Origin of the sequence: Streptomyces sp. NPDC002463, from assembly GCF_042889835.1 — a bacterium.
GTDB lineage: Bacteria > Actinomycetota > Actinomycetes > Streptomycetales > Streptomycetaceae > Streptomyces > Streptomyces nymphaeiformis.
In genome coordinates this window covers 287,523-308,816 of sequence record NZ_JBIARL010000005.1, presented here as the reverse complement: position 1 = coordinate 308,816, position 21,294 = coordinate 287,523, and the positions used below count along the sequence as shown (strand labels likewise).

The window sequence follows — 21,294 nt, the reverse complement described above, 5'->3', positions numbered from 1 at the left end:
GCACAACTGAATCGTGCGCTACAAATGGAGAGCCACCGCATCCAGCACCACGACAGGACGGAAGAACCCCATGGACGCGATCTACACCGCCGTCGCCACCGCCAACGGCCGCGAGGGCCGCGCCGTCAGCTCCGACGGCCGCCTCGACCTCCCCCTCGCCCACCCCGAGGCGCTCGGCGGCAACGGTCAGGGCACCAACCCGGAACAGCTCTTCGCCGCCGGGTACGCGGCCTGTTTCGCCAGCGCCATGGGCGTGATCGCCCGCCAGGAGCGGATCGACATCTCCGAGGTCTCCGTCACCGCCGAGGTCTCCATCGGCAAGGACGCGACGGACGGCGGCTTCGGTCTCGCGGTCGTGATGCGCGCCGAGTTCCCCGACCACCTCCAGGGCGAGGCGGGCCTCACCCTGCTGAAGAAGACGCACGCCTTCTGCCCGTACTCGAAGGCCACCCGCGGGAACATCGAGGTCGAGCTCGTCGCCGAGTAGTTCGCCACGTGGTTTTCTGTTGATTCACACACGCCCCCGGAGGTCAACGACCTACCGGGGGCGTTTGGTTGTGAGTTTTCACGTTCGGGTACGGGGGATTCGCTTGGCGTACAGCGGGCAGTCATGGAACGGCCGCCGGGCCGTGGTCCACGGGCGCTCTCCTTGGGGCGCCCGTCGGCCGGGTCCGTCCGGCCGTGCGCGCACCCGCACCCCCACCGTTCGCACGCATCCCGGAGGACAACTCCCCCATGGCCGACCTCAATCGCCGCCGGTTCCTTCAGCTGGCCGGCGGTACCGCCGCGTTCACGATGCTCTCGGAGAGCATCGCCCGCGCCGCCGCGATACCGGCGCAGGGTTCCACCGGCACGATCCAGGACATCGAGCACATCGTCGTCCTGATGCAGGAGAATCGTTCCTTCGACCACTATTTCGGGGCGATGAAGGGCGTACGGGGCTTCGGTGACCCGCGCCCGGTGACCCTGCCCAGCGGGAAGTCGGTCTGGAACCAGGAGGACAACTCCGGGAACACCACGCTGCCCTTCCGGCCGAGCAGCGACAAGCTGGGCATGGAGTACCTCCAGGGCCTGAACCACGACTGGCAGGGCGGCCAGAGCGCGTGGAACAAGGGCAAGTACAACAACTGGATCCCGGCCAAGACCAAGGCCACGATGGCGCACCTCACCCGTGAGGACATCCCGTTCCACTACGCGCTCGCCGACGCCTTCACGATCTGCGACGCGTACCACTGCTCGTTCATCGGGGCGACCGACCCGAACCGCTACTACATGTGGACCGGGTACGTCGGCAACGACGGCACGGGCGGCGGCCCCGTCCTGAACAACGCCGAGGCGGGCTACGGCTGGACCACCTACCCGGAGCGCCTGCAGGCGGCGGGGGTCTCGTGGAAGATCTACCAGGACATCGGCGACGGCCTGAACGCGGGCGGCTCCTGGGGCTGGATCAACGACGCCTTCCGCGGCAACTACGGCGACAACTCCCTCCTGTACTTCAACAACTACCGGAACGCCCAGCCCGGCAACCCGCTGTACGACAAGGCCCGCACGGGCACGAACGCCAAGGCGGGCGAGGGCTACTTCGACAAGCTCCGCGCCGACGTACAGGCGGGCGCCCTCCCCCAGATCTCCTGGATCGCCGCCCCCGAGGCCTTCTCGGAGCACGCCAACTGGCCGGCCAACTACGGCGCCTGGTACATCGCGCAGGTCCTGGACGCGCTGACCTCGAACCCGGACGTGTGGGCGAAGACGGCCCTGTTCATCACGTACGACGAGAACGACGGCTTCTTCGACCACGTCGTCCCGCCGTTCGTCCCGGGCGACGCCTCCTGGGGCAAGTCCACGGTCGCCACCTCCCTGGACTGGTTCAACGGCAAGATCGGCTACGCGGCCGGCCCGTACGGCCTCGGCCCGCGCGTCCCGATGATCGTCGTCTCCCCCTGGTCCACCGGCGGGTACACCTGCTCCGAGACCTTCGACCACACCTCGGTCATCCGCTTCATGGAGAGCCGCTTCGGGGTGCGCGAGCCCAACATCTCGCCGTGGCGCCGGGCCGTCTGCGGCGACCTGACCTCGGCGTTCGACTTCACCCGGACGCAGACCCAGCCGGCCGCGCTGCCCTCGACCGCCGGCTACTACCCGCCGGACAAGAACCGCCACCCCGACTTCATGGCCACCGCCCCGGCCGTCGGCGCGATGCCCCGCCAGGAAGCGGGCGCCAAGCCCACCCGCCCGCTGAAGTACGCCCCGTACGTGGACGGCGCCGCCGACACCACGGCGGGCACCTACACCCTCACGTTCAGCGGTGGCCCCACGGCGGGCGCCCAGTTCTACGTGACCTCGGCGAACCGCACGGACGTCCCGTGGACCTACACGGCGGAGGCGAACAAGTCCATCGCGGACACCTGGAACACCAAGTACTCCAAGGGCGTCACCGACCTCACGGTCCACGGCCCCAACGGCTTCCTCCGCCGCTTCCGCTCCCCCGGCAAGACGGCCGTCCCCGAGGTCACCGCCCGACACAACGCGACCGCCGGCACCCTGGACCTCACCTTCGCCAACACGGGCGCGGCGACGACGGTGAGCATCGCGAACGCCTACGGCACCACGGTGTCCCTCGCCGTCCCGAAGGGCACCACGACCCACAGCGTCGACGTCTCCGCCGCCCACCACTGGTACGACGTCACCATCACCTCCCCGGTCAGCGCGGACTTCCTCCGCCGCCTGTCCGGACACGTCGAGACCGGTGCCGCGAGCCAGTCCGACCCGGGCATCCTGACCGTCTGAGTCGGCGGCGAGGGCCCGTACGCGACGCGTACGGGCCCTCGCCGCCGTTTCGCCGGTGCTCAGCCGAAGCGGCCCTCCACGTAGTCCGCGGTGCGCTGGTCCCGGGGGCTGGAGAACATCGCGTCCGTGGGGCCGTGTTCGACGATCACGCCCGGTGTCGCCTGCTCCGCGAGGAAGAAGGCGCACTGGTCGGAGACCCGGGCCGCCTGCTGCATGTTGTGGGTGACGATCACGATGGTGACCTCCTCCGCGAGCTCGCGGATCGTCTCCTCGATCCGCCGGGTCGACGTGGGGTCGAGCGCCGAGCACGGCTCGTCCATCAGCAGGATCCGCGGCCGGACCGCCAGCGAGCGGGCGATGCACAGGCGCTGCTGCTGACCGCCCGAGAGCGCCCCGCCCGGCTGGCGCAGCCGGTCGCGGACCTCCTTCCACAGGCCGGCCCGGGTCAGGCACTCCTCCACGAGGACGTCCCGGTCGGCGGCCGAGGCCCGGACGCCGGTCAGCTTCAGGCCCGCCGTCACGTTGTCGTACACGGACATCGCCGGGAACGGATTCGGCTTCTGGAAGACCATGCCGATGTCCCGGCGGGCCTCGGTGAGCCGGCGCCCGCGCGCGTAGATGTCCTCGCCGTCCAGGAGCACCTCGCCCGCGAGTTCGGCGCCCGGGATCAGCTCGTGCATCCGGTTGAGGATGCGCAGGAAGGTCGACTTGCCGCAGCCGGAGGGCCCGATGAGCGCGGTGACCCGGCCGGCGGGCATGGTCAGCGAGACCCGGTTGAGGACCTTTCGGGAGCCGAACCAGGCGGAGAGGGAACGTGCGTCCAGATGGGAAGCCACGACTGTCCTTACAGGAGGTTGGGAAGGAGGAGCGCCGCCCGGTCGCCGGCCGTGAGGCCGAGCGCGACGAGCACGGGGAAGCCGACGAGCCAGACGTGTGCGCGGGGCACCCGCGTCCGCGCCCAGACCAGCAGCGCCGCCGCGAGGAGCAGGGCCTGCGCCCACAGCACCAGCGGGAGCCAGGCCGAGGCCTGGCCGGCGAGCGGGAGTTCGTCGTCCGGGACGTGGCCGAAGCGGAAGGCGGGGACGGCTCCCGGCTGGGGCGGGGAGATCAGCTCGGCGTCGACCTGGAGGACCCCGTCCGGGCGGTACGGGGATCCGGTCGCGGTCATCAGCGTGAGCCGGCCCTGCCCGGCCTGGATGGCCGGCGGCTTGGGGTCGCCCGCCCTGCGGACCCCCATCACCCGGTACGTGTGCTCGCCCTGGCCGGTGACGACCTTGATCGACTCGCCGGGCTGGAGGGTGTCGAGGTGCCGGAACGGCCCCCCGTACCCCGCCCGGCGGCCCATGACGATGCTGTTCCCGGCCTGTCCGGGCAGCACCGTGTCACGGCGGTGTCCGGGCCCCGAGGCCAGCACCTCCGCGGAGCTGCCCTCCCGGATCACCTCCTTCACGCCGAGCTGAGGGATCTTCAGCAGGGCGACGGGGGTGCCCGGTTCGGTGGACGGGCCGATCGGCGCGGTGGCCTCGGCAAGCGAGGCGCGCAGATCGGCGTAGCCGACGCGGCGGTCCCGCTCCTGGCGGAGGTCGCCGAGCGGTCCGACCTCGGCGACGAATCCGAGGAGCAGCGCGCCCAGGATCGCCAGGGTGCCGCCGACCGTCCACAGCCGGCTGGAGCGGGGTGCGGGACCGGCCGGGGCGGGGCGCACGTCCACCGGGGTGAGGGTGGCTGTCATCGGGTGTGCTCCGTACGTCGGGGGTTCAGTGGGTGCCGAAGGTGATCAGTCCGCGGCGACGGGCCCACCGGACGGCGAAGGTGCCGGCGGCCACCAGGGCTGCGGCGAGCAGCCCGAGCAGCAGGGGGTCGGCGCCGGTGTGGGCCAGACCGCCGCCTCCGTGGCCGCCGCCGGTCCCGCCCGAGCCCGAGGCGTCACCGGAGCCGGAGCCGTCCGTGCCGCCCGCGTCGGAGGAGCCGGTGCCGGTGGCCGAGGGGGAGGCGGTGGTGGGCCGGATGCTGGTGGAGACGCCGACGGTGTCGCCGCCGGTCGCGGGCGCCGACGCGGTGTCGGTCGCGGTCGGGCTCGTGGTCGCCGAGGGCGAGGCGGTGTCGGTCGGCGAGGCGGTGGCCGTGTCGCTCGGGGTGGCCGTGGCCATGTCGGTGGGGGTGGGGGTCGTGCCGGTGGGGGTCGCCGTGCTCGTCGGGGTGCCGGTCGGGTTCGTGCCGTCCGGGTCGGTGTCCTGGTAGACGGTGGGCGAGGTGAACCAGAGGGAGCCGGTGAAGTCCCCGTACGTCTCGGTGCCGAAGGCCTTCCGGCAGATCACCGTCAGGTCGTACCGGCCTTCGAGGGTGGTGAAGCCGGCCTCGTTGGCGTAGTCCCGCATGGTCATGGTCAGCGGCACGATGAAGCCGGTGCCGGTCGGGTCCTGCCCGTAGGTGCTGAGGGGGGCGTTGCCGACCACGTTCTTGCCGTCGGCGGGGAAGCCCTTGCCGGTCACCTTCACGAGCACGTGGGTGGCGGGCGCCGGGCAGGCCCCGGAGGTGGTGAGGGCGATGCTGGTGTCGTCGGCACCCTCTCCCGGGGTGATGCGGGCGGTGCCCAGCGGGGCGGCCGTGGCGGCCGGCACGGTGAGGATGCCGACGCCGGCGAGGGCCGTCGTCGCGGCGACCGCCACGCCGGCCGCGGTCCGCCGGGTGAGACGACTGAACTGCACGATGAGCTCCTTGTCGGGGAGTTCGGGGTTCTCGGGGTTCTCGGGCTTCTCGGTGGACGTCTTCGGGGCCGCGGCCTTCGGCCCGCGCCGGTTCCGCCGCGAGCGCACGCGCCAGAAGACGCCCGCGGCGAGCAGGACGAGCAGGCCGAGCGCCGTCCACGGGACCGTCCACAGCGGCACCGAGCGCGTCAGCGAGGGGAGCCGGGGGTCGACGCCGTCCCGGGTCTGCACGGGCTGGACGGAGACGACGGCGGAGGCGTGGAACAGCGGCGCGATGCCCTCGGCCTCGGCGGTGACGGTCAGGGCGCTGCCGGGCAGCAGTTCACCGAGGTCGCGGACGCCGGAGGCGATGACCGAGGAGCCGAAGAGGCCGTTGACGCGGACGGCCTGGCGGGCGCCGAGCCGCACGTTCCCGGTGTTGCGGACGGTGTACGTGACCGTGGCCGAGCCGGCGGCGAGGGGGTTGGGGCTGCCGTGGTACTCGGCGGTGACGTCGTCCACGGTCAGCTCCGGGCGGAGCGCGCCCGCCACCCGCAGGTAGACGCGGGCGCCGACGCGCTGGTCGAGCCGGACCCGGTTGCCCTTGGCGTCCTTGCCGGTGCCGGAGAGCGAGGCGACGATGCCTCCGGTGTGGTCGCCGGGGGTGACGTTCTTCGGCACGGCGAGGGTGAAGGGGACGATGACCCGGCCCTTGGGCGGCACGGTCACCTTGTTCCTGGCGAGCCTGATCCAGCTTCCGGCGTCGGTCGGCTTCGTGCCGGCGGGGAGCAGGTCGAAGCCGCCGTCGACGGTGTTGACGGCGTCGCTCGCGTAGACGTCGAGGGTCAGCGGCCGGGTGCCGTAGTTCCACAGGGCGATCTGGTCGCGCATCGCGGCGCCGCCGGTGACCCCGTACGAGAAGTGGGGCCGCTGGTCGGGCTTCCCGGGGCCGGAGGGCTGGACGCCGAAGACGGCCTTCCTGTCGTTCTTCCCGTCCTCGGCGGGGGCGGCCGTGGCCGTGCTCGGCAGGAAGGCCAGGAGCAGGAGGAGCAGCAGGCCGAGCGCGCCGGTGCGGCGGGCGGGGCGGGGTGCGGTCATGACGGGTCTCCAGAGGTCAGGGGCGGGGCGGAACCGCGGCGCGGTTCCGCCCCGGAGCTCACGCCTGGATCAGATGGCGGTGAGGGTGAGCGTGGTGGTGTACGTGCCGGCCGTGGTGGAGGTCGGCGCGTTGAGGGCGAGGTCGGCGCCGACGTGGGCGGTGCCGAGGCCGGTGCCGTTGGCGAGCGTGCGCGCGGACTTCAGGCCCGCGGTGCCCGTGTCGCCGGAGGCGGCGCCCTTGGCGGCGGGGACGGCGGAGCCGGGGGTGACGGTCTGCGCGGGCGCCTTGTCGACGACCTTCGGGGACCAGCCGAGGTTCTGGCCGTTGATGGTGTGGGTGGCGCCGTCGGTGAAGTCGGTGACCTGGCCGCTCACGGTCCAGCCGGGGTTGCCGGCGCGGGTGTCGGTCAGTGTCACCGGGCTGAGGGCGCCGGCGGTGACGAGCAGGTCGCCGTCGCCGTTGAGGACCGGCGAGGGCAGGGTGACCTGCGGGTTGTCGACGCTGATGACGAGGGCGCCGGCGTTGACGGTGGTGGTGATGGTCTCCGAGGAGGTGACTCCGGCGAACGCGCCGATGGTGTACGGGATGGCGTTGGAGTCGGAAGCCGTGTAGCGGGCCGGGTCGGCCGGGACGAAGACGGCGGTGAAGGAGTGCGCGCCGGCCGGCAGGCTGGAGGTGGTCAGGACGGCGGAGCCGTTGCCGACCGGGACGGTGCCGAGCGGGGTGGTGGTGCCGCCGACGGTGTCGGTGAACTTCAGGGAGCCCGCGGCGCCGGCCGGGGTGACCGTGCCGGTCAGGGTGACGGGGCTGTACTGCGGGGTGCCGGACGCCGGGGAGACCGCGAGGGCGGTGCTCGTCTGGGTGGCCGCGGCGGCCTTGACCTCGTAGGAGACGGCGGTCGACGTCGAGCCGTTGTACGAGGCGTCGGCCGGGGTGAACACGGCGGTGAGGGCGTGGGTGCCGGCCGTCAGGTTGCTCGTGGTCAGCGTGGCGGTGCCTCCGTTGACGGTGACCGGGGTGCCGAGGACGGCGGAGCCGTCCTTGAACTGGACGGTGCCGGCGGCGCCGGAGGGGGTGACCGTGGCGGTCAGGGTGACCGGGGAGCCCGCCTGGGCGGGACCGGCCGGGGTGACCGCGAGCGAGGTGGCGGTGTCCGTCTTCACGGCCGGGTCGTTCGCCTGGTACGTGGTGTTGGACGTGAACCAGATCGCGCCGGTGAAGTCGCCGAGGCTGGTGCCGTTGAAGGCGGTGCGGCAGATGACGGTGAAGTCGTACCGGCCCTGGAGGGTCGTGAAGCCCGCCTGGGAGGCGTAGTCGCGCATGGTGGACGTCAGCGGGATGATCATGCCGCCGTTGCCGGCCTTGGGGTACGTGGTGATCGGCGAGTTGCCGACGACGTTGAGGCCGCCGGCCGGGAAGCCGGAACCCTCCACCTTCACCAGGACGTTGGTGGCGTTGGTGGGGCAGGCGCCCGAGGTGGTGAAGGAGATGCCGCTGGTGTCGGCACCGGTGGCGGGGGTGATGTCGATGGTCCCGATGGGCGCGGCGTACGCGGCGCCCGCGGTGGCGAGGCCCGCCGCGACGGCGGTGGTGACGGCCGCGACACCCAGCGCGAGGGCCCGGGAGATTCTGTTCTTCAGCACGGTGAAGGCTCCTGTCAGGGGGTCTGCTTGGTGATGTCGCCGCAGTTCGGGTTGGTCGCGAAGCCGTAGGTGTTGATCACGGCGGACTGCTTGCAGATCCCGGAGTCCGGGCCGACGAAGACGTCGCTCCACGGGGAGGTGGTGACCTTGCTCGTCGGGATGACGTTGTAGACGTCGCGCTTCACGCCGAAGCCGGTGTTGAGGACCGTCGGCGCGACGCCCTCGATCGTGCCGAGGATGGCGCGGCCGCGGAGGTCGGCGATGGTCTGCGAGGACTGCGCCTGGTACTGCGCGATGGAGAAGGGCACGATCGACTTGTCGTCGAGGACGCGGCCGTCGTGCTCCTGGACCGGGGCGGTGCCCTTCTTGTCCTTGATGCAGGGGTAGACGCCGGCGACGACGTCGGTCTCGGTGATGCCCATCTGCGACTCCCAGAAGGAGCGCGTGCCGGAGCCCGCCTGCGGGAGGTAGACGGTCAGGTCGTAGTTCGGCCCGGCGCCCACGTAGTTGGGGTCGCAGTGGTAGATGGCCTTGAGGTCGGCCATCGCGAGCTTGCGCGGGATCGAGGAGCCGGGGGTGATGGCGTAGCTGACGCCGTCGATCGCGAACGGCACGTACGTCAGGCCCGGGCTGGCCGCGCCGAGGCTCAGCGAGGAGGAACGGGAGAAGTCGAGGCACCCGTTGCCGCTCTGGAGGGAGGTGAGGAGCGCGGAACGTCCGGCGCCGGAGCCGTTGGGCCGCGGGATGGTGCAGTTGGGGTTGGTCGCCGGGTTCTTCGTGGTGATGGTCGCGGAACCCGTGGCGCCGTAGGAGCCGATGGCCTTCTGGCCGTTCACGGTGACGACGTCGGCGAGGCCGTTCATGACGTCCTGGGTGGTGTCGGAGCCGACACCGGCGAGCTGGCGGTACTGCGGAGGGCCGGCCGGGTCGGCGGCGGCCAGGCCGCTGCCGACGGTGATGGCCGCGAGCGCCGCGGCGGCGAGCGCGAGGCCGGTCTTCTTCTTGTTCACTGGGGGTTCTCCTCAGCTAGGCTGCGCTCCGGTGGTGCCCGGGGCGCGTGTGCAGGACTTCCGTTGGCGCGGACGAATCAGACGTTCTCGGGCACCATCACCTCCCCGTCCGTTCGCGTACGGCCGCCACGAGGCGCGGCAGGTACCTCGGCAGCGTCGGGCCGGCGAAGGCGGCGAGCGCGCCGACGATCAGGCAGACGAGCAGCACGTTCCGGACGGCGCCGACCGTCCAGGCGGGTGTCGGGGAGCCCACGGCGGTGACGGTCTGCGTGCCGGGGGCGGGTTTCGTGGTCGCGGCGGCCGGGGCGGGCGCGCTCGTGCTCGGGGTCGCGCTCGGGGTCGTGTGCGAGCCGGCGCCCCCGGAGGAGCTCGTACCGCCGGCGTCGGCGCCCGATCCGCCGGTCCCCGAACCGCCCGATCCGCCCGACGCGCCCCCGCTCGAACCGCTCGATCCGCCCGTGGTCGCGGCGTTGTCGGAGCCGCCGGTGGTGGTGCCCCCGTCGGAGCCGGTGCCGGTGGACGTGGACGGTACGGGCGTCGGCGTCGGCGTGGGCGTGGGCGTCGACGGCTTCACGCCCGCCTTCGTGGTCACCAGGCGCGCGGCCTCGCGGGTCTGCGCGCGCAGCGCCTCGGGCAGCGGCGCGTAGCCGTGCGGGAGGTTGCCGGCGGCGACGCCCGGCGTCTGCCCCGCGCCTGCGGCGTAGGTGAGCAGGGTGCCGTAGTCGCGTCCCTCGGCGGCGGTGAGGTCGGCGGGGACGGTGGCGGCGTAGGTGAGGACGGTCAGCGGGTAGGCGGCGGGGTCCTCGGTGCCCGGGTCGGGGACGCTCACCCCGCTCGGGCCCGGCTTGCGGGCCTTCGCGGCGGCCGTCAGGGACGCCTCGTCGGGTGCGGTGAACCGGCCCGAGGCGTTGAGCAGTTCGGCCTTCATCAGGCCGTACCGGTCGGCGGTCGCGGTGTCCGTCACGGCGAGCACGGCCCGCTGGCCGGCCGGCTGCGGCGGGTCCTTCCTGTACGCGGGCGGGGTCGCGGTCGCGTCCCAGGAGGTGCGGGCCAGGGTGTCGCCGCGGCCGGCCGCGCGCGCCGCGGCGTGCATGTCGGTGGCGTACGGCTTCTTGTCCTGGACGCAGAGCGGGTGCTCCGGCCGGTCGTCGAAGGTCTGGCAGTACGGGTCGCTCTTGGGGAAGGAGTCGAGCGGCAGGGCGAGGCCCTTGTAGTGCGGGTTGACCTTCATGCCGGCGTTGCCGGGGTCGCCGTGGGCGCCCTCGTCGTCGGGGGTGCCCTTGAGGAACTCGGCGGCGGCCGGGTCCTGGGCGACCCACTCCCACAGCTGCCGGGTGGTGTCGGAGAGCGGCTGCGGTACGAGGGCGTCGCCGAGCTTGCCGCCGAAGTCCAGGTCGGCGTACTCGGGGTTGTAGTGGATGAACTCCGGGTCGCGGCCGAGGTTCTCGGGGTTCCCGGCGACGCTCTCGGCGAAGCGGGAGACGCCGTCGCGGTACGACTCCGTGAGGAGCTTGGCGACCAGGCGCGGGGTGAGCCGCAGGGTCGTCATCCGGGTGCCGTTGCGCTGCCGCACCTCGTCGGGGGCGCGGAACGAAGCCTGGCTCTCGATGGAGTAGCCGATGGTGATGCCGGAGAGCGCCACCGGGGCGTAGACCGGGGTGCGGGTGGCGGAGGCGGGGGCGGCGCGGCCGACGAAGACGAGGCCGGGCATGCCGGAGAGCAGCTTGACGCGGGCGGTCTCGTCGGGGACCTGGGCGTAGCCGTAGATCGCCTGGTCGCCGGTGCGGCAGAGGGTGGGCTGCCAGCGGGTGACGGCCTCGGCGGCCATCTCGCTGCCGAGGGTGCCGCGTTCCTCGGCGCCGATCGGGCAGTAGCTGCCGATCGGTTCGAAGCCGAGGGGGACGGTGATGCGGTGCTTCCAGTTGGCCGGGCTGAGCGGCGAGGACTGGAGCTGGCCGCTGGACTGGGAGGTGTACGGGCTTCCGTCGACCTCCTTCTCGCCGCGCGGCACGATCACCAGCCAGCAGCCGCGGCCGGTGACGGTGCCGGCGGTCTCGACGGCGGCGCCGCAGCCGAGGCCGGGCGCCTCGACGCCGGTCTGCATCTCGAAGTGGACCTCGCCGGTGCCGCGGGCGTCGGTGCGGGCGTAGGGGACCTCGTTGGTGCTGTTGACGTCGAAGAACTCGTTCCAGTTGCCGGGGCTGACGTCGTCGCCGGTGACCGAGCGGAACGGCGCGTACGAGATGCCGCTGGGGGTGGGCGGGGGCAGCGGCTGGTTCTCGGAGTCCTTCAGGTGGGCGCCGTAGTTGAGCTGCCGTCCGTTGGTGTACGCGCCGGCGGCCTGGTTGCCGGCGCCCGCGCCGAGGGCGGAGGAGCCGCCGAACTGGCACTGGTCGGTCCCGGGGCCGTGCTCGTCGCCCCAGCACTGCATGATCTGGAGGTAGTCGGCGGCGTAGGCGGTGTCGGAGACGGTGGGCGTGCCGCCGGTCCAGGAGATCCTGACGACCTGGTTGACGAGGTTGCGGGTCTGGCCGACGGTGATCCTCAGGTCGGCGAACTCGCCGGTGCCGGAGACCGTCACCGCGGAGCTCTGCCCGGTGGCGGCGTAGGCGGGGGCGGCGGCCGGGTCGAGGCCGGCGCCGACGGTGGCGACGACGGGGACGAGGGCCAGGCACAGGGTGCCGAGGAGGGTGCGCAGCCGGCCGGGGCGTACGAGGGTCATCGGAGGCCCTCCCCCGTGCGGCGGGCGGCGAGCCGCCGGTGCAGCAGCGGCGGGCCGACGGTGACGAGGACGAGCATCAGGGCACCGAGCACCATGAGGGTGGTCTGGAGTCCGCCGCCGACGCTCGCGGCGGTGGTCACGGGGACGCCGTACAGCTCGCCGCCTCCGCCCGCGCCGCCGCCGCTCGCTCCCCCGCCGCCCGCGCCGCCGCCGTCGCCGAGGGGCTGGCCGGTCTCGGGGTCGAGCGCACCGCCGGTCGTGCCGCCGGAAGCCGCGCCGCCGGAGCCGGTGGCGCCCGCACCGGAGGTGCCGGCGGAGCCGCCCGTCGCGCCGCCCGCGGCGGAGCCGGTGGCCCCGCCGTTGGCCGCGCCGCCGGAGCCGGTGCCGCCGCCGGTGCCGCCCGACCCGCCGGTGCCTCCGCCGGCTCCGCCGCTCGCGCCTCCCGTGCCGCCGCCGGTGCTGCCGCCGGAGGAACTGCCCGTCGGGGTCGGGGTCTTGTCACCGCCGGTGCCGGTGTCGCACTGGGTGGGACCCTTGAGGTCGCAGTCGCGCGGCATGGGAGCCGTCTTGGCGAGGGTGTTGGTGCCGTCGCTGGAGAAGGTCGGGTTCTTGCAGCTGCGGATGTCGACGCTCTCCGCGACCACGCCGGGGATGCGGCGGACCTGGGCCAGACCGGCCTGGACGAGGTTGACGGGGAGCGGCGAGTAGCCGAGCCGGTCCACCGACTGCTGTCCCTGGCACAGGAAGTAGTAGGCGAAGGCCCCGAGGGACTTGCCCTTCTGCGGGTTGAAGTTCGACTCCACCGCCGTCGGGACGATCATGTAGCTGTAGCTGGAGAGCGGGTAGGTCCGGGCGTCGGTGGAGTCGTAGACCCCGTCGAGCCGCTGCGTGAGGTCGGAGTTGATGCGCGCCTGGGTCAGCGAGACCGCCACGTTCTGGGCGGTGGGCTCGGTGTAGTAGCCCTTGGCGTTGAGGATCTTGGCCACCGGGAAGCCGGTGGTGGACACGGCGTACGAGTACTCGACGTAGGTGATCGTGCCCTGGTTGCCGTCCTGGGCGACGTAGCCGGAGACGCCGTTGGAGCCGGACTGGCCGACCATGCCGGTGCCGCCGACGACGGGGTAGTTGGAGGTCGGCCCGCAGGGGGTGCTGCGGCCCGCCCGGCGGCAGTAGGCGTCCCAGATCGCCGGGTGCTTCTTGCTCATCCAGGTGGTCAGCTGGGCGGTGGTGCCCGAGCCGTCGGAGCGGACCACGGGGACGATCCGGCGGGCGGGGAGGCTCGCCGCGAGCCCGGGGTTGTCGGCCTTGAGCGCGGGGTCGTTCCACATGGTGAGGGCGCCGGTGAAGATCTTGGCGACGTTCTCGCCGGAGAGCCGCAGGTTGGTCACCCGGCGGTTGCCGATCCGCAGGTTGTACATGAAGGCGGTGCCGCCCGCGACGATCGGCATGTAGCTGAACTTCCGCGAGGGCGGCGGGTCGGCGACGCCCGAGTCGTTGATGCCGTACGGGATCTCCGAGACGGCGAAGTCGACGGTGCCGTTGCGGAACTGGTTGCGTCCGTCGGAGGAGCCGGTGCCGTTGTAGTTGACCGTCATCCCGTACTGCTTGACGTTGGCCCGCCACTGGTCGAGGGCGTTCTGGCTCCAGGTGGAGCCGGCGCCGGAGACCGGTACGTAGCTCTCGGCGGCGGCGGGCGTCGCGGCGGGCGCCACGAGGGCGAGGGCGGTGACGAGCACGGCCAGGGTGCGCCGCAGCACGCTCGCGGGGAATGCCGGTGGGCGTCCGGACATCGGGTTCTCCTGATCGGTGGCGGGTGGTGCGGGTCGTACCGGCACGCGTACGGAACCGGGTCCGCGGGCGGATGCGGGTCGTACCGGGGTGTCGGGGCGGGTGTCGGGGTCGTACGGCCGGGCGGTCAGCCGGCCCGGGGCGGCGGGACGGCGGAGGCCTCGGGCCCGGGGCCGTCCGGTCGGCCCCCGGACGGGTCGGGTCCGTACGCCTGGGACCCCATGCGCTCCAGATCGCGCAGCGAGGCCGCGGTCCTGCGCTTCTGCTGACGTCGGCTCAGCTGGCCCGGTCCGCGCCCGCCGATCACCCGGGCGAGCAGGAAGAGCAGCAGGACGAGGGCCATCAGCAGGGCGGCGCAGCCGAAGCCGCGGGCGATCATGGCCTTCTCCGGGGAGGCGACCAGGGTGAAGGTGGCCAGCGGCAGCGAGGTCTGCGGCCCGTCGAAGGGGTTGGCGTTGAGACCGGTCGCGGCGCCCGAGGTCAGCAGCACCGGGGAGGTCTCGCCGATGCCGCGGGCGGTGCCGAGGATGACGGCGGTGGTGAGGCCCGAGCGGGAGGTGGGGAGCACCACCGTCCACACGGTGCGCCACTGTCCGGCGCCGAGGGCGTAGGAGGCCTCGCGGAGCGAGCCGGGCACGAGACGGATGACCACGTCCGAGGCGCGGATGATGATCGGCAGCATCATCACCGAGAGCGCCAGGGAGGCCGCGAAGCCCGACTTGCCGAGGCCGAGGGCGAGGATGGCGGTGGCGTAGACGAACAGGCCGGCCACGATGGACGGCAGGGCGGTCATCGCCTCCACGATGGTGCGGACGAAGCGGGCGTACCGGCCGGGCACCTCGTTGAGGAAGACCGCGCAGGCGAGGCCCAGCGGCACCGTGACGAGCAGCGAGATGCCGATCTGCTCAAGGGTGCCGACGATGGCGTGGAGCATGCCGCCCTCGGTGAGCGGCTGGAGGGGTCCGGTGCCGGACATGTCCTCCGTGAAGAAGTTCAGATGGGGCAGGGCCTCCCGGCCGCGCCAGAGGGCGTAGCCCACGATGAACAGCAGCGCGGCGAGCAGCAGGAACGCCAGGGCGTGGACGAGGGTCTGGGCGAGCCGGGCGCGGATCACGGCGCCGTTCTCGTCGAGGGAGATCAGCACCGCGTACAGCGCCATGAAGGCGAGGTAGGCGACGACGGTGAAGCCGAGGGCGCCGTCGAAGGGCAGCACCCGCCCGAAGATCACGGAGGTCAGGGCGAGGGCGGCGGCACCGGCGCCGACGAGGGCGAAGACGTCCCGGGCGTGCAGGGCGGACGTCGTACGGCGGGTCTCCGCGGGGGCGCCGGGGCCGTCGGGGACGACGTCCGGGGTGACCGTGCCGGCGGCGTCCGGGCGGATCTGGTCGGTGGTCAGGGTCATGCCTCGGCTCCCGTTCCGGACCGGCTGCGGGCGACCACGGAGGACGCGATGAAGTTGACGACGAGGGTCATCAGGAAGAGCGAGAGCCCGGCCGCCATCAGCGCGGACATGCCGAACGGGCTGGCGGCCCCGTAGCGCAGGGCGATCAGCGCGGAGACGGAGTTGGCGCCGTTCTCCAGGAGGTGCGGCTGGAAGACGAAGACCGGGGAGATGATCATGACGACGGCGATGGTCTCGCCGAGCGCCCGGCCGAGCCCGAGCATCGTGCCGCCGATGATGCCGCCCTTGCCGAAGGGCAGGACGACCGTGCGGATGACGCCCCACTGGCTCGCCCCGAGCGCGAAGGCGCCCTCGCGTTCGCCGGGCGGGGCCTGGGCGAAGGCCTCGCGCATCACGGAGCAGGCGATGGGGGTGACCATCAGCGCCACGACGACCCCGGCGATGAAGGTCGAGGAGGTGTAGACGGTGGCCGGGGAGAGCGGGTCGTCCGGGTCGGCGCCGTTCACCGCGAAGACCGGGATCCAGCCGAAGTAGGTGGAGATCCAGCGGGACAGGCCGGTGATGTGGGGCTGGAGGAAGAAGAAGCCCCACAGTCCGTAGACGACGCTGGGCACGGCGGCCATCAGGTCGACGAGGCTGACGAGGGTGCGGCGCAGTCCGCGGGGCGCGTACTCGGTGATGTAGAGCGCGGTGCCGAGGGCGAGCGGCAGGGCGAAGCTGATCGCGGTGACGCCGATGAGGACGGTGCCGGGCAGGACGGCGGCGATGCCGAAGCGGTGGGAGTCGGGCTCCCAGGCCGGGGTGGTGACGAAGGAGCCGCCGGCTCCGGCGAGGGCCTGGCTCGCGCGGACGCCGAGGAAGACGCCGACGAGGGTCATGGTGACGAGGACGACGGCTCCGGCGCCACGGGCGCCGACGCGGAAGAGCCGGTCGGCGGGGTCCTTGGCCGCGGACCTGGCGCGCGGTACGTCGGTGTCCGCGGCGACCGGGGTGGTGACGGTGCTCAAGAGACGTTCCTCCGGGCCGCGTCGGGCAGTCGCAGGCCGCGCAGTCTGCGTGTGTACGTCACGCCTGAGGCCACCTGCCCCGCGACGGCGGCGGCGAGGAAGAGCTGGAGGCTGTCGCGGCATTCGCGCTGACGCCGGTACGTCCGGGCGGCGACGGCCACGCAGCGGTCGTCCATGGAGAGCTGCCAGGTCCAGGTGCCGGTGGCGTCGGCGGCCATGGTGACGAGGGGGACCGCGCGGTCGAGCCCGTCGCGCAGCCGTACGACGGCGGAGTGGCAGGCGGTGTGGCCCCGGTGGAAGCCCGGGCCGCGGCCGAGTTCGTGGTTGTTGGCGCCGACGAGCCGCCAGCTCACCGCCTCCGCACGGTTCGCGGCCGGAGTCCACTCGTCCGGCGCCTGACGTCTTTCGACGTCCACCCATGACACAAAGAGAAACCGTGGCCGAGACACGGAGCCGCCCCCTTCGCCGGGAACTCAGCGTGGCCGACAATCGGCCACGCAGCCTGGCTGCGGGCATGACAATCACCGCGCTGGGCGCTGACCGCTCCACGGTCCGGTGAAGCAGCGACGTAGAAAACATGAACGAGAGGGAGAAGCCCTTGGGAGATGTGTGGGGGCTTTGCGCGTGCGGGGCTTCGCATGTGACGAGCACCACACGTGACGGGGCGTCGCGTGGAGCAGCGTTCTGCGGCGCGGGTGCCGTCTGGGGGGTGGATGGGACGACAGAGCCCGTCTGCTCCGGCCCCGGTGGCCGGAAGCCGACGTTGTTTGGTCTGGAGGAGCTGGTGATGACTTCCATCGGTACGCGCAGGCGGAGGCGTGGATGGCTGGCCGCGGTCGCGGGGGCCGCGGTGCTCGCGACGGGCATGGGGACGGCGGTCGCGGCGTCCGTGACCACGGCGCCGGTGTCGGCGGCGCCCGCGGTCGCTTCTTCCGGAGCGGCCTCCGTGGCCGGTTCCGTGCGGGTGGTCGCGCCGGGTGAGCGGATCGCCGCCGGCGCCGACAAGCTGTGGCTGACGGCGGAGGGCCTGCACGTGGCTGCCACGACGTCCTCGGGCACGGACGCGCCGGATGTCCTCCGGGTGACCGACGTGCTCCCCGGGAAGGTGGCCACGATCGCCCACGGCGACGCCTCCGGTGCGCTGTTCGCGGGGATCTACCGCGGTCCGGTGACGGCGACGGCCACGGTCACCCTCACCGTCGGGGGCCGCACGCTTCAGGCCAGGGTCGTGACCCTGGCCGGCAAGCCGGGCTGGGCGGCCTACTACGTCTTCGACGCGAAGGCGAAGGCTTCCATGAAGCCCTCGATCACCGTCCGGACCTAGTCGCGCACCGTCGCCGCCGCCCCAGGACGGGGCGGCGGCGAACCCGGCACGTGTCCTTCACCGCCCCCGTCTCTCCCCCGAGGTCCGGTTGAGCAACGCCGACGACTCGAGCAGCGCCGACGACGAGTTCCACGCCTTCATGACCGTCCGATGGCCCAGCCTGATACGCACCGCGTATCTGCTGACCGGCAGCCACCACGATGCCGAGGACCTGGCCCAGAACGCCCTGGCCCGCGCCTACTCCAAGTGGAACAGGGTGCGGCACAGTGACGACATGGCCGCGTACGTCCGCAAGATCATGATCAACGTTCACGCGGACGGGTTCCGCCGGCGGACCGTCCGCGAGTGGTTCACCTCCCGGCTCCCGGAGACCGCGGTGGCCGACCGGACGGCACAGGTGGAGCACCGCGGCGCGCTCATGGACGCGCTCGCCAGGCTGCCCCTGCGGCAGCGGTCCGCGGTGGTGCTCCGCTACTTCGAGGACATGGCTCCCGCCCAGATCGCCGCGGCCCTGGGGACCCGGGAGAGCACCGTACGCAGCCAGATCACCCGCGGTCTGGCCGCACTCCGCGACGACGGCGTCCTGGCCGCCCTGGTCGGACGCCCCCGGGAACCCCGTGACCACCCGAGCGACTCGGTCGCGCTGAAAGGAATGCCCCGATGAACCAGGACGAGACCCTGGCCGCGGCGCTCCACGAGGCCGCCGCGGCCGTGCCGGTGGGCACGGCCCCCACGGCGGCCGTGATGCTGCGGGGAAGGACGATCCGCCGGCGCCGCAGGACGATGCGGTCCGCCGTCGTGGCGGCCGCGGTGCTCGTCCCGGTGGTCGGTGCGGCGTTCTCCGCGACCTTCGGCTCCCCTTCCACGCCCCCCGTGCCCGCGGCGTCGACGCCGGCGCCGGCGGCCGTGCAGGTGGTGGTTCCGGGCGAGAAGGTGCCGCTCGGCCGTGGCCACACGATGCGGCTGACCGCCCAGGGCCTGTACCTGGCGGTGCCGAAGGCCTCGGAGCAGCTGATGAAGGCGGCCGACGTGCCCGGCGGAAAGATCTCGGCCACCACCTCCGGCGACGGCACCGGCACCGGCACCGTGTGGGCCGGCATCTACCGCGGCCCCGAGAGGCCCGCCGGGGTGACCCTCTCCGTGGGGGGCCGGACGGTGAGCGCCCGTATCGTCACGCTGCCCGGCAGCCCCGGCTGGGTCGCCTTCCACGCGTACGACACGCAGGCCGGGACGAACGGCAGCACGATCACCGTCCTGGGTGCCGACGGCACGGTCCTGGCGACGCTGGCCAAGCCCGGCAGAGGCTGAACCGCCCCGCGCCCATGAGGCATCGGGGTGATGTCGGCGTGTCGCTCCGCGTTCCCGCGCGAAGCGGGTGCACCGTGGGACGAAAGAGCCCGCAGTCGCAGACGAAACCTTCCTGCGACCACGGGCGTGTGGTGGGGCGGGTGGGACTCGAACCCACGGCCGACGGATTATGAGTCCGCTGCTCTAACCGGCTGAGCTACCGCCCCGAACGGTGAGGCGCGTACATGTGTGCGCGCCGTCTGCCGCAGCATAGCCGCTCATACGATCTCCTGCTCCGGATGATCGGCTCTGCTCGACCATGAAGACCGCACCGCGCTCCGTATGGTTCCCGTACACGCGAAAAAGGACCCCGAAGGGTCCTTTTCCGTCTCGCTCCCCCGGCTGGACTCGAACCAGCAACCCTCCGGTTAACAGCCGAATGCTCTGCCAATTGAGCTACAGGGGATCGCGCTCCCCCGACTGGACTCGAACCAGTAACCTGCCGGTTAACAGCCGGCTGCTCTGCCAATTGAGCTACAGGGGATTGCTGCGTTGCACCGATCGGATCCACCTCTGGCCTTGCCGGGCGGCGGCCGCTCGCTGCGAGACATACATTAGCGCAAGCAGGGGGGTGCTCCGCCAATCGGTATCCCCAGGGCCTCCAGGAAGGATCGCCGCCGTGCGGTACAAGCTGACGTTCGTCGTGGGACTCGCCGTCGGTTACGTGGTCGGCACGCGGGCCGGACGCGAGCGCTACGAGCAGATGAAGAAGTCGGTGAAGGACTTCGCCCAGAACCCCGCCGTACGGAACGCGGCCGAGTCCGCCGCCCAGACCGGCCGCCAGGCCGCGGGCAGGGCGGCGCACCTGGTGGGCGACAAGGTGGGCGACCGGCTGCCGTCCTCGGTGACCGACCGGGTCCACGCGCTGCGCGATCGGCAGCGGGGCAACGGCAAGGTCTACGAGGACGACGACTGGGGCACCAGCAACACCTGAGCCCCTCGCGTGCGGCAGAATCATGTGTCATGGGGATAGTCGCCGGACTGGACAGCTCTGCGGAGTTCACACGCATCGTCGTCTGTGACACGGACACGGGTGCCGTACTGCGGCAGGGGTACGCCGCGCATCCAGGCGAGCCGAAGGCCGTCGACGTCGATCCGCAGAACTGGCTGCTCTCGCTCGGGGAGGCCGCCACCGGCGGGCTCCTGGAGGGCGTGGAGGCCATCGGCGTCTCCGCGCAGCAGCACGGGCTCGTGCCGCTCGACGCGCAGGGCGGCCTGGTCCGGCCCGCGCTCGTCCGCAACGACAAGCGGGCGCAGGTCGCCGCCGCCGACCTCGTCGAGTCGCTGGGCGGACGGCAGGCCTGGGCCGAGGCCGTCGGCAGCGTGCCCGGCGCCGGGCAGCCCGTCGCCAAGCTGCGCTGGCTGGCCCGGAGCGAACCCGAGAACGCCCAGCGGGTCGCGATGATCCTCCAGCCGCACGACTGGCTCGTCTGGCAGCTCCTCGGCCGGCCCGTCCGCCGCACCACCGACCGCGGCGCCGCCTCCGGCACCGGCTACTGGTCCGCGCGGACCGGGTCCTACCGGCCCGACCTCGTCGACCTGGCGCTCGGCCACCAGGCCGTGCTGCCCGAGGTCCTGGGCCCGTCCGAGGCCGCCGGCATCACCCCCGAGGGCCTCCTCGTCTCCGCCGGCACCGGCGAGACGATGGCCGCCGCGCTCGGCCTCGGTCTCGGCCCCGGCGACGCGGTCGTCTCGCTCGGCGCCTCCGGTTCCGTGATGGCCGTGCACCACGAGGCCCTCGCCGACCCGAACGGCATGATCACCTCCTTCGCCGACGCCACCGGCATGCACCTGCCGGTCGTCTCCACCTCCAATGCCGTACGGGCGCTGCGCGGGACCGCGGAGATGCTGGGCCTGGAGTCGCTGGACGAGCTCTCCGCGCTCGCGCTGAAGTCGACGCCCGGTGCCTCCGGGCTCGTCCTGCTGCCCTATCTGGAGGGCGAGCGGACGCCGAACCTGCCGCACACCGCGGGCACGCTCAGCGGGCTGCGGCGCGAGTCGATGAAGCCCGAGCACCTGGCGCGGGCGGCGTTCGAGGGGATGCTCTGCGCGCTCACCGACGCCATGGACGTGCTGCGCGGGCGGGGCGTCGAGGTGCGGCGGGTGTTCCTGCTCGGCGCGGCGGCCGCCCTGCCGGCCGTGCAGGCACTGGCGCCGGCGCTCTTCGGCGCGCAGGTCGTCGTCCCCCAGCCCGCCGACTACGCGGCGCTCGGCGCGGCCCGGCAGGCCGCCTGGGCGCTCGGGGTCGCGCGGGGCACGCTGTCCCCGGCCGCTCCCCCGGCCTGGCAGGGCGCGGTCGCGCAGATCCTGGAGCCCGGCGACGACCTGTCGGCGGGGCAGGCGGTGCGGCAGCAGTACGTGGCGACGCGGGAGCAGATCCACCCCGGCGCGTTCGGCGCCTGAGGGGCGTACAGGCGTTCGTAAAGTCTTCCCCAGGGCTCCGCCCGCGCCCCCGAAACCGTTCGTAACGCCACGGGG

At 72.9% G+C, this 21,294-nt stretch carries 17 protein-coding genes and 3 tRNA genes; 7 read left to right on the top strand and 13 right to left on the bottom strand.

The window, feature by feature from the left end:
• The first annotated feature begins 70 nt into the window (after positions 1-70).
• Both ACFYX3_RS13585 and ACFYX3_RS13580 read left to right on the top strand, forming a co-directional pair.
• Positions 71-487, top strand: a complete 417-nt coding sequence (locus ACFYX3_RS13585) for an organic hydroperoxide resistance protein (RefSeq protein ID WP_116161149.1) — start codon at positions 71-73, stop codon at positions 485-487.
• A gap of 248 nt (positions 488-735) precedes the next feature.
• On the top strand, positions 736-2,787 hold the full coding sequence (locus ACFYX3_RS13580; protein ID WP_389012194.1) for a phosphocholine-specific phospholipase C: 2,052 nt from the start codon (positions 736-738) through the stop codon (positions 2,785-2,787).
• Positions 2,788-2,846: 59 nt separating this feature from the next.
• Here the strand turns inward: ACFYX3_RS13580 and ACFYX3_RS13575 are convergent, their stop codons facing one another.
• The 10 genes from ACFYX3_RS13575 to ACFYX3_RS13530 all read right to left on the bottom strand — a co-directional run bounded on the left by ACFYX3_RS13575 (position 2,847) and on the right by ACFYX3_RS13530 (position 16,561).
• Complete coding sequence (locus tag ACFYX3_RS13575) at positions 2,847-3,623, bottom strand: phosphate ABC transporter ATP-binding protein (protein ID WP_389012191.1); 777 nt, start codon at positions 3,621-3,623, stop codon at positions 2,847-2,849.
• Positions 3,624-3,631: 8 nt separating this feature from the next.
• Positions 3,632-4,519: a class E sortase gene (locus tag ACFYX3_RS13570; protein ID WP_382662695.1), complete on the bottom strand. Its 888-nt coding sequence runs from the start codon at positions 4,517-4,519 to the stop codon at positions 3,632-3,634.
• 25 nt (positions 4,520-4,544) lie between these two features.
• Positions 4,545-6,572: a WxL protein peptidoglycan domain-containing protein gene (locus tag ACFYX3_RS13565; protein WP_389012187.1), complete on the bottom strand. Its 2,028-nt coding sequence runs from the start codon at positions 6,570-6,572 to the stop codon at positions 4,545-4,547.
• Between the two features lie 69 nt (positions 6,573-6,641).
• Positions 6,642-8,216, bottom strand: a complete 1,575-nt coding sequence (locus ACFYX3_RS13560) for an Ig-like domain repeat protein (RefSeq protein ID WP_389012184.1) — start codon at positions 8,214-8,216, stop codon at positions 6,642-6,644.
• A gap of 14 nt (positions 8,217-8,230) precedes the next feature.
• Complete coding sequence (locus ACFYX3_RS13555) at positions 8,231-9,226, bottom strand: hypothetical protein (RefSeq protein ID WP_389012182.1); 996 nt, start codon at positions 9,224-9,226, stop codon at positions 8,231-8,233.
• A 97-nt stretch (positions 9,227-9,323) separates the two neighbouring features.
• Positions 9,324-11,948 carry a hypothetical protein gene (locus ACFYX3_RS13550; protein ID WP_389012179.1) on the bottom strand — a complete coding sequence of 875 codons (2,625 nt, stop codon included), beginning with the start codon at positions 11,946-11,948 and terminating at the stop codon, positions 9,324-9,326.
• Positions 11,945-13,738 (bottom strand): phosphate ABC transporter substrate-binding protein PstS, encoded by a 1,794-nt coding sequence (locus ACFYX3_RS13545; protein WP_389012176.1) that lies wholly within the window; start codon positions 13,736-13,738, stop codon positions 11,945-11,947. Before ACFYX3_RS13545 ends, ACFYX3_RS13550 begins: the two co-directional genes overlap by 4 nt.
• Before the next feature lie 125 nt (positions 13,739-13,863).
• Positions 13,864-15,138, bottom strand: coding sequence for a phosphate ABC transporter permease PstA (gene pstA, locus ACFYX3_RS13540; protein ID WP_389012173.1), 1,275 nt, complete (start codon positions 15,136-15,138; stop codon positions 13,864-13,866).
• Entirely contained in the window at positions 15,135-16,145 is a 1,011-nt protein-coding gene (gene pstC, locus ACFYX3_RS13535; protein WP_389012170.1) for a phosphate ABC transporter permease subunit PstC, read from the bottom strand. Before pstC ends, pstA begins: the two co-directional genes overlap by 4 nt.
• Entirely contained in the window at positions 16,142-16,561 is a 420-nt protein-coding gene (locus ACFYX3_RS13530) for a hypothetical protein (RefSeq protein ID WP_382662708.1), read from the bottom strand. The genes pstC and ACFYX3_RS13530 overlap by 4 nt, the downstream gene beginning before the upstream one ends.
• Before the next feature lie 371 nt (positions 16,562-16,932).
• Between ACFYX3_RS13530 and ACFYX3_RS13525 the strand changes: the two genes are divergently transcribed.
• The 3 genes from ACFYX3_RS13525 to ACFYX3_RS13515 all read left to right on the top strand — a co-directional run bounded on the left by ACFYX3_RS13525 (position 16,933) and on the right by ACFYX3_RS13515 (position 18,777).
• Positions 16,933-17,469 (top strand): hypothetical protein, encoded by a 537-nt coding sequence (locus tag ACFYX3_RS13525; protein WP_389012166.1) that lies wholly within the window; start codon positions 16,933-16,935, stop codon positions 17,467-17,469.
• Positions 17,470-17,557: 88 nt separating this feature from the next.
• Positions 17,558-18,133 (top strand): SigE family RNA polymerase sigma factor, encoded by a 576-nt coding sequence (locus ACFYX3_RS13520; RefSeq protein ID WP_389012163.1) that lies wholly within the window; start codon positions 17,558-17,560, stop codon positions 18,131-18,133.
• Positions 18,130-18,777: a hypothetical protein gene (locus ACFYX3_RS13515; RefSeq protein WP_389012160.1), complete on the top strand. Its 648-nt coding sequence runs from the start codon at positions 18,130-18,132 to the stop codon at positions 18,775-18,777. Before ACFYX3_RS13520 ends, ACFYX3_RS13515 begins: the two co-directional genes overlap by 4 nt.
• A gap of 129 nt (positions 18,778-18,906) precedes the next feature.
• Here the strand turns inward: ACFYX3_RS13515 and ACFYX3_RS13510 are convergent.
• The 3 genes from ACFYX3_RS13510 to ACFYX3_RS13500 all read right to left on the bottom strand — a co-directional run bounded on the left by ACFYX3_RS13510 (position 18,907) and on the right by ACFYX3_RS13500 (position 19,300).
• Positions 18,907-18,983, bottom strand: a tRNA-Ile gene (locus ACFYX3_RS13510).
• A 166-nt stretch (positions 18,984-19,149) separates the two neighbouring features.
• A tRNA-Asn gene (locus ACFYX3_RS13505) sits at positions 19,150-19,222 on the bottom strand.
• 5 nt (positions 19,223-19,227) lie between these two features.
• A tRNA-Asn gene (locus ACFYX3_RS13500) sits at positions 19,228-19,300 on the bottom strand.
• Between the two features lie 135 nt (positions 19,301-19,435).
• Here ACFYX3_RS13500 and ACFYX3_RS13495 point away from each other — a divergent pair.
• Positions 19,436-19,750 (top strand): YtxH domain-containing protein, encoded by a 315-nt coding sequence (locus ACFYX3_RS13495; RefSeq protein ID WP_382661270.1) that lies wholly within the window; start codon positions 19,436-19,438, stop codon positions 19,748-19,750.
• A gap of 29 nt (positions 19,751-19,779) precedes the next feature.
• A complete protein-coding gene (locus ACFYX3_RS13490; RefSeq protein WP_376593698.1) occupies positions 19,780-21,219 on the top strand; it encodes an FGGY family carbohydrate kinase in 1,440 nt (479 codons plus the stop codon).
• Positions 21,220-21,294: the final 75 nt, after the last annotated feature.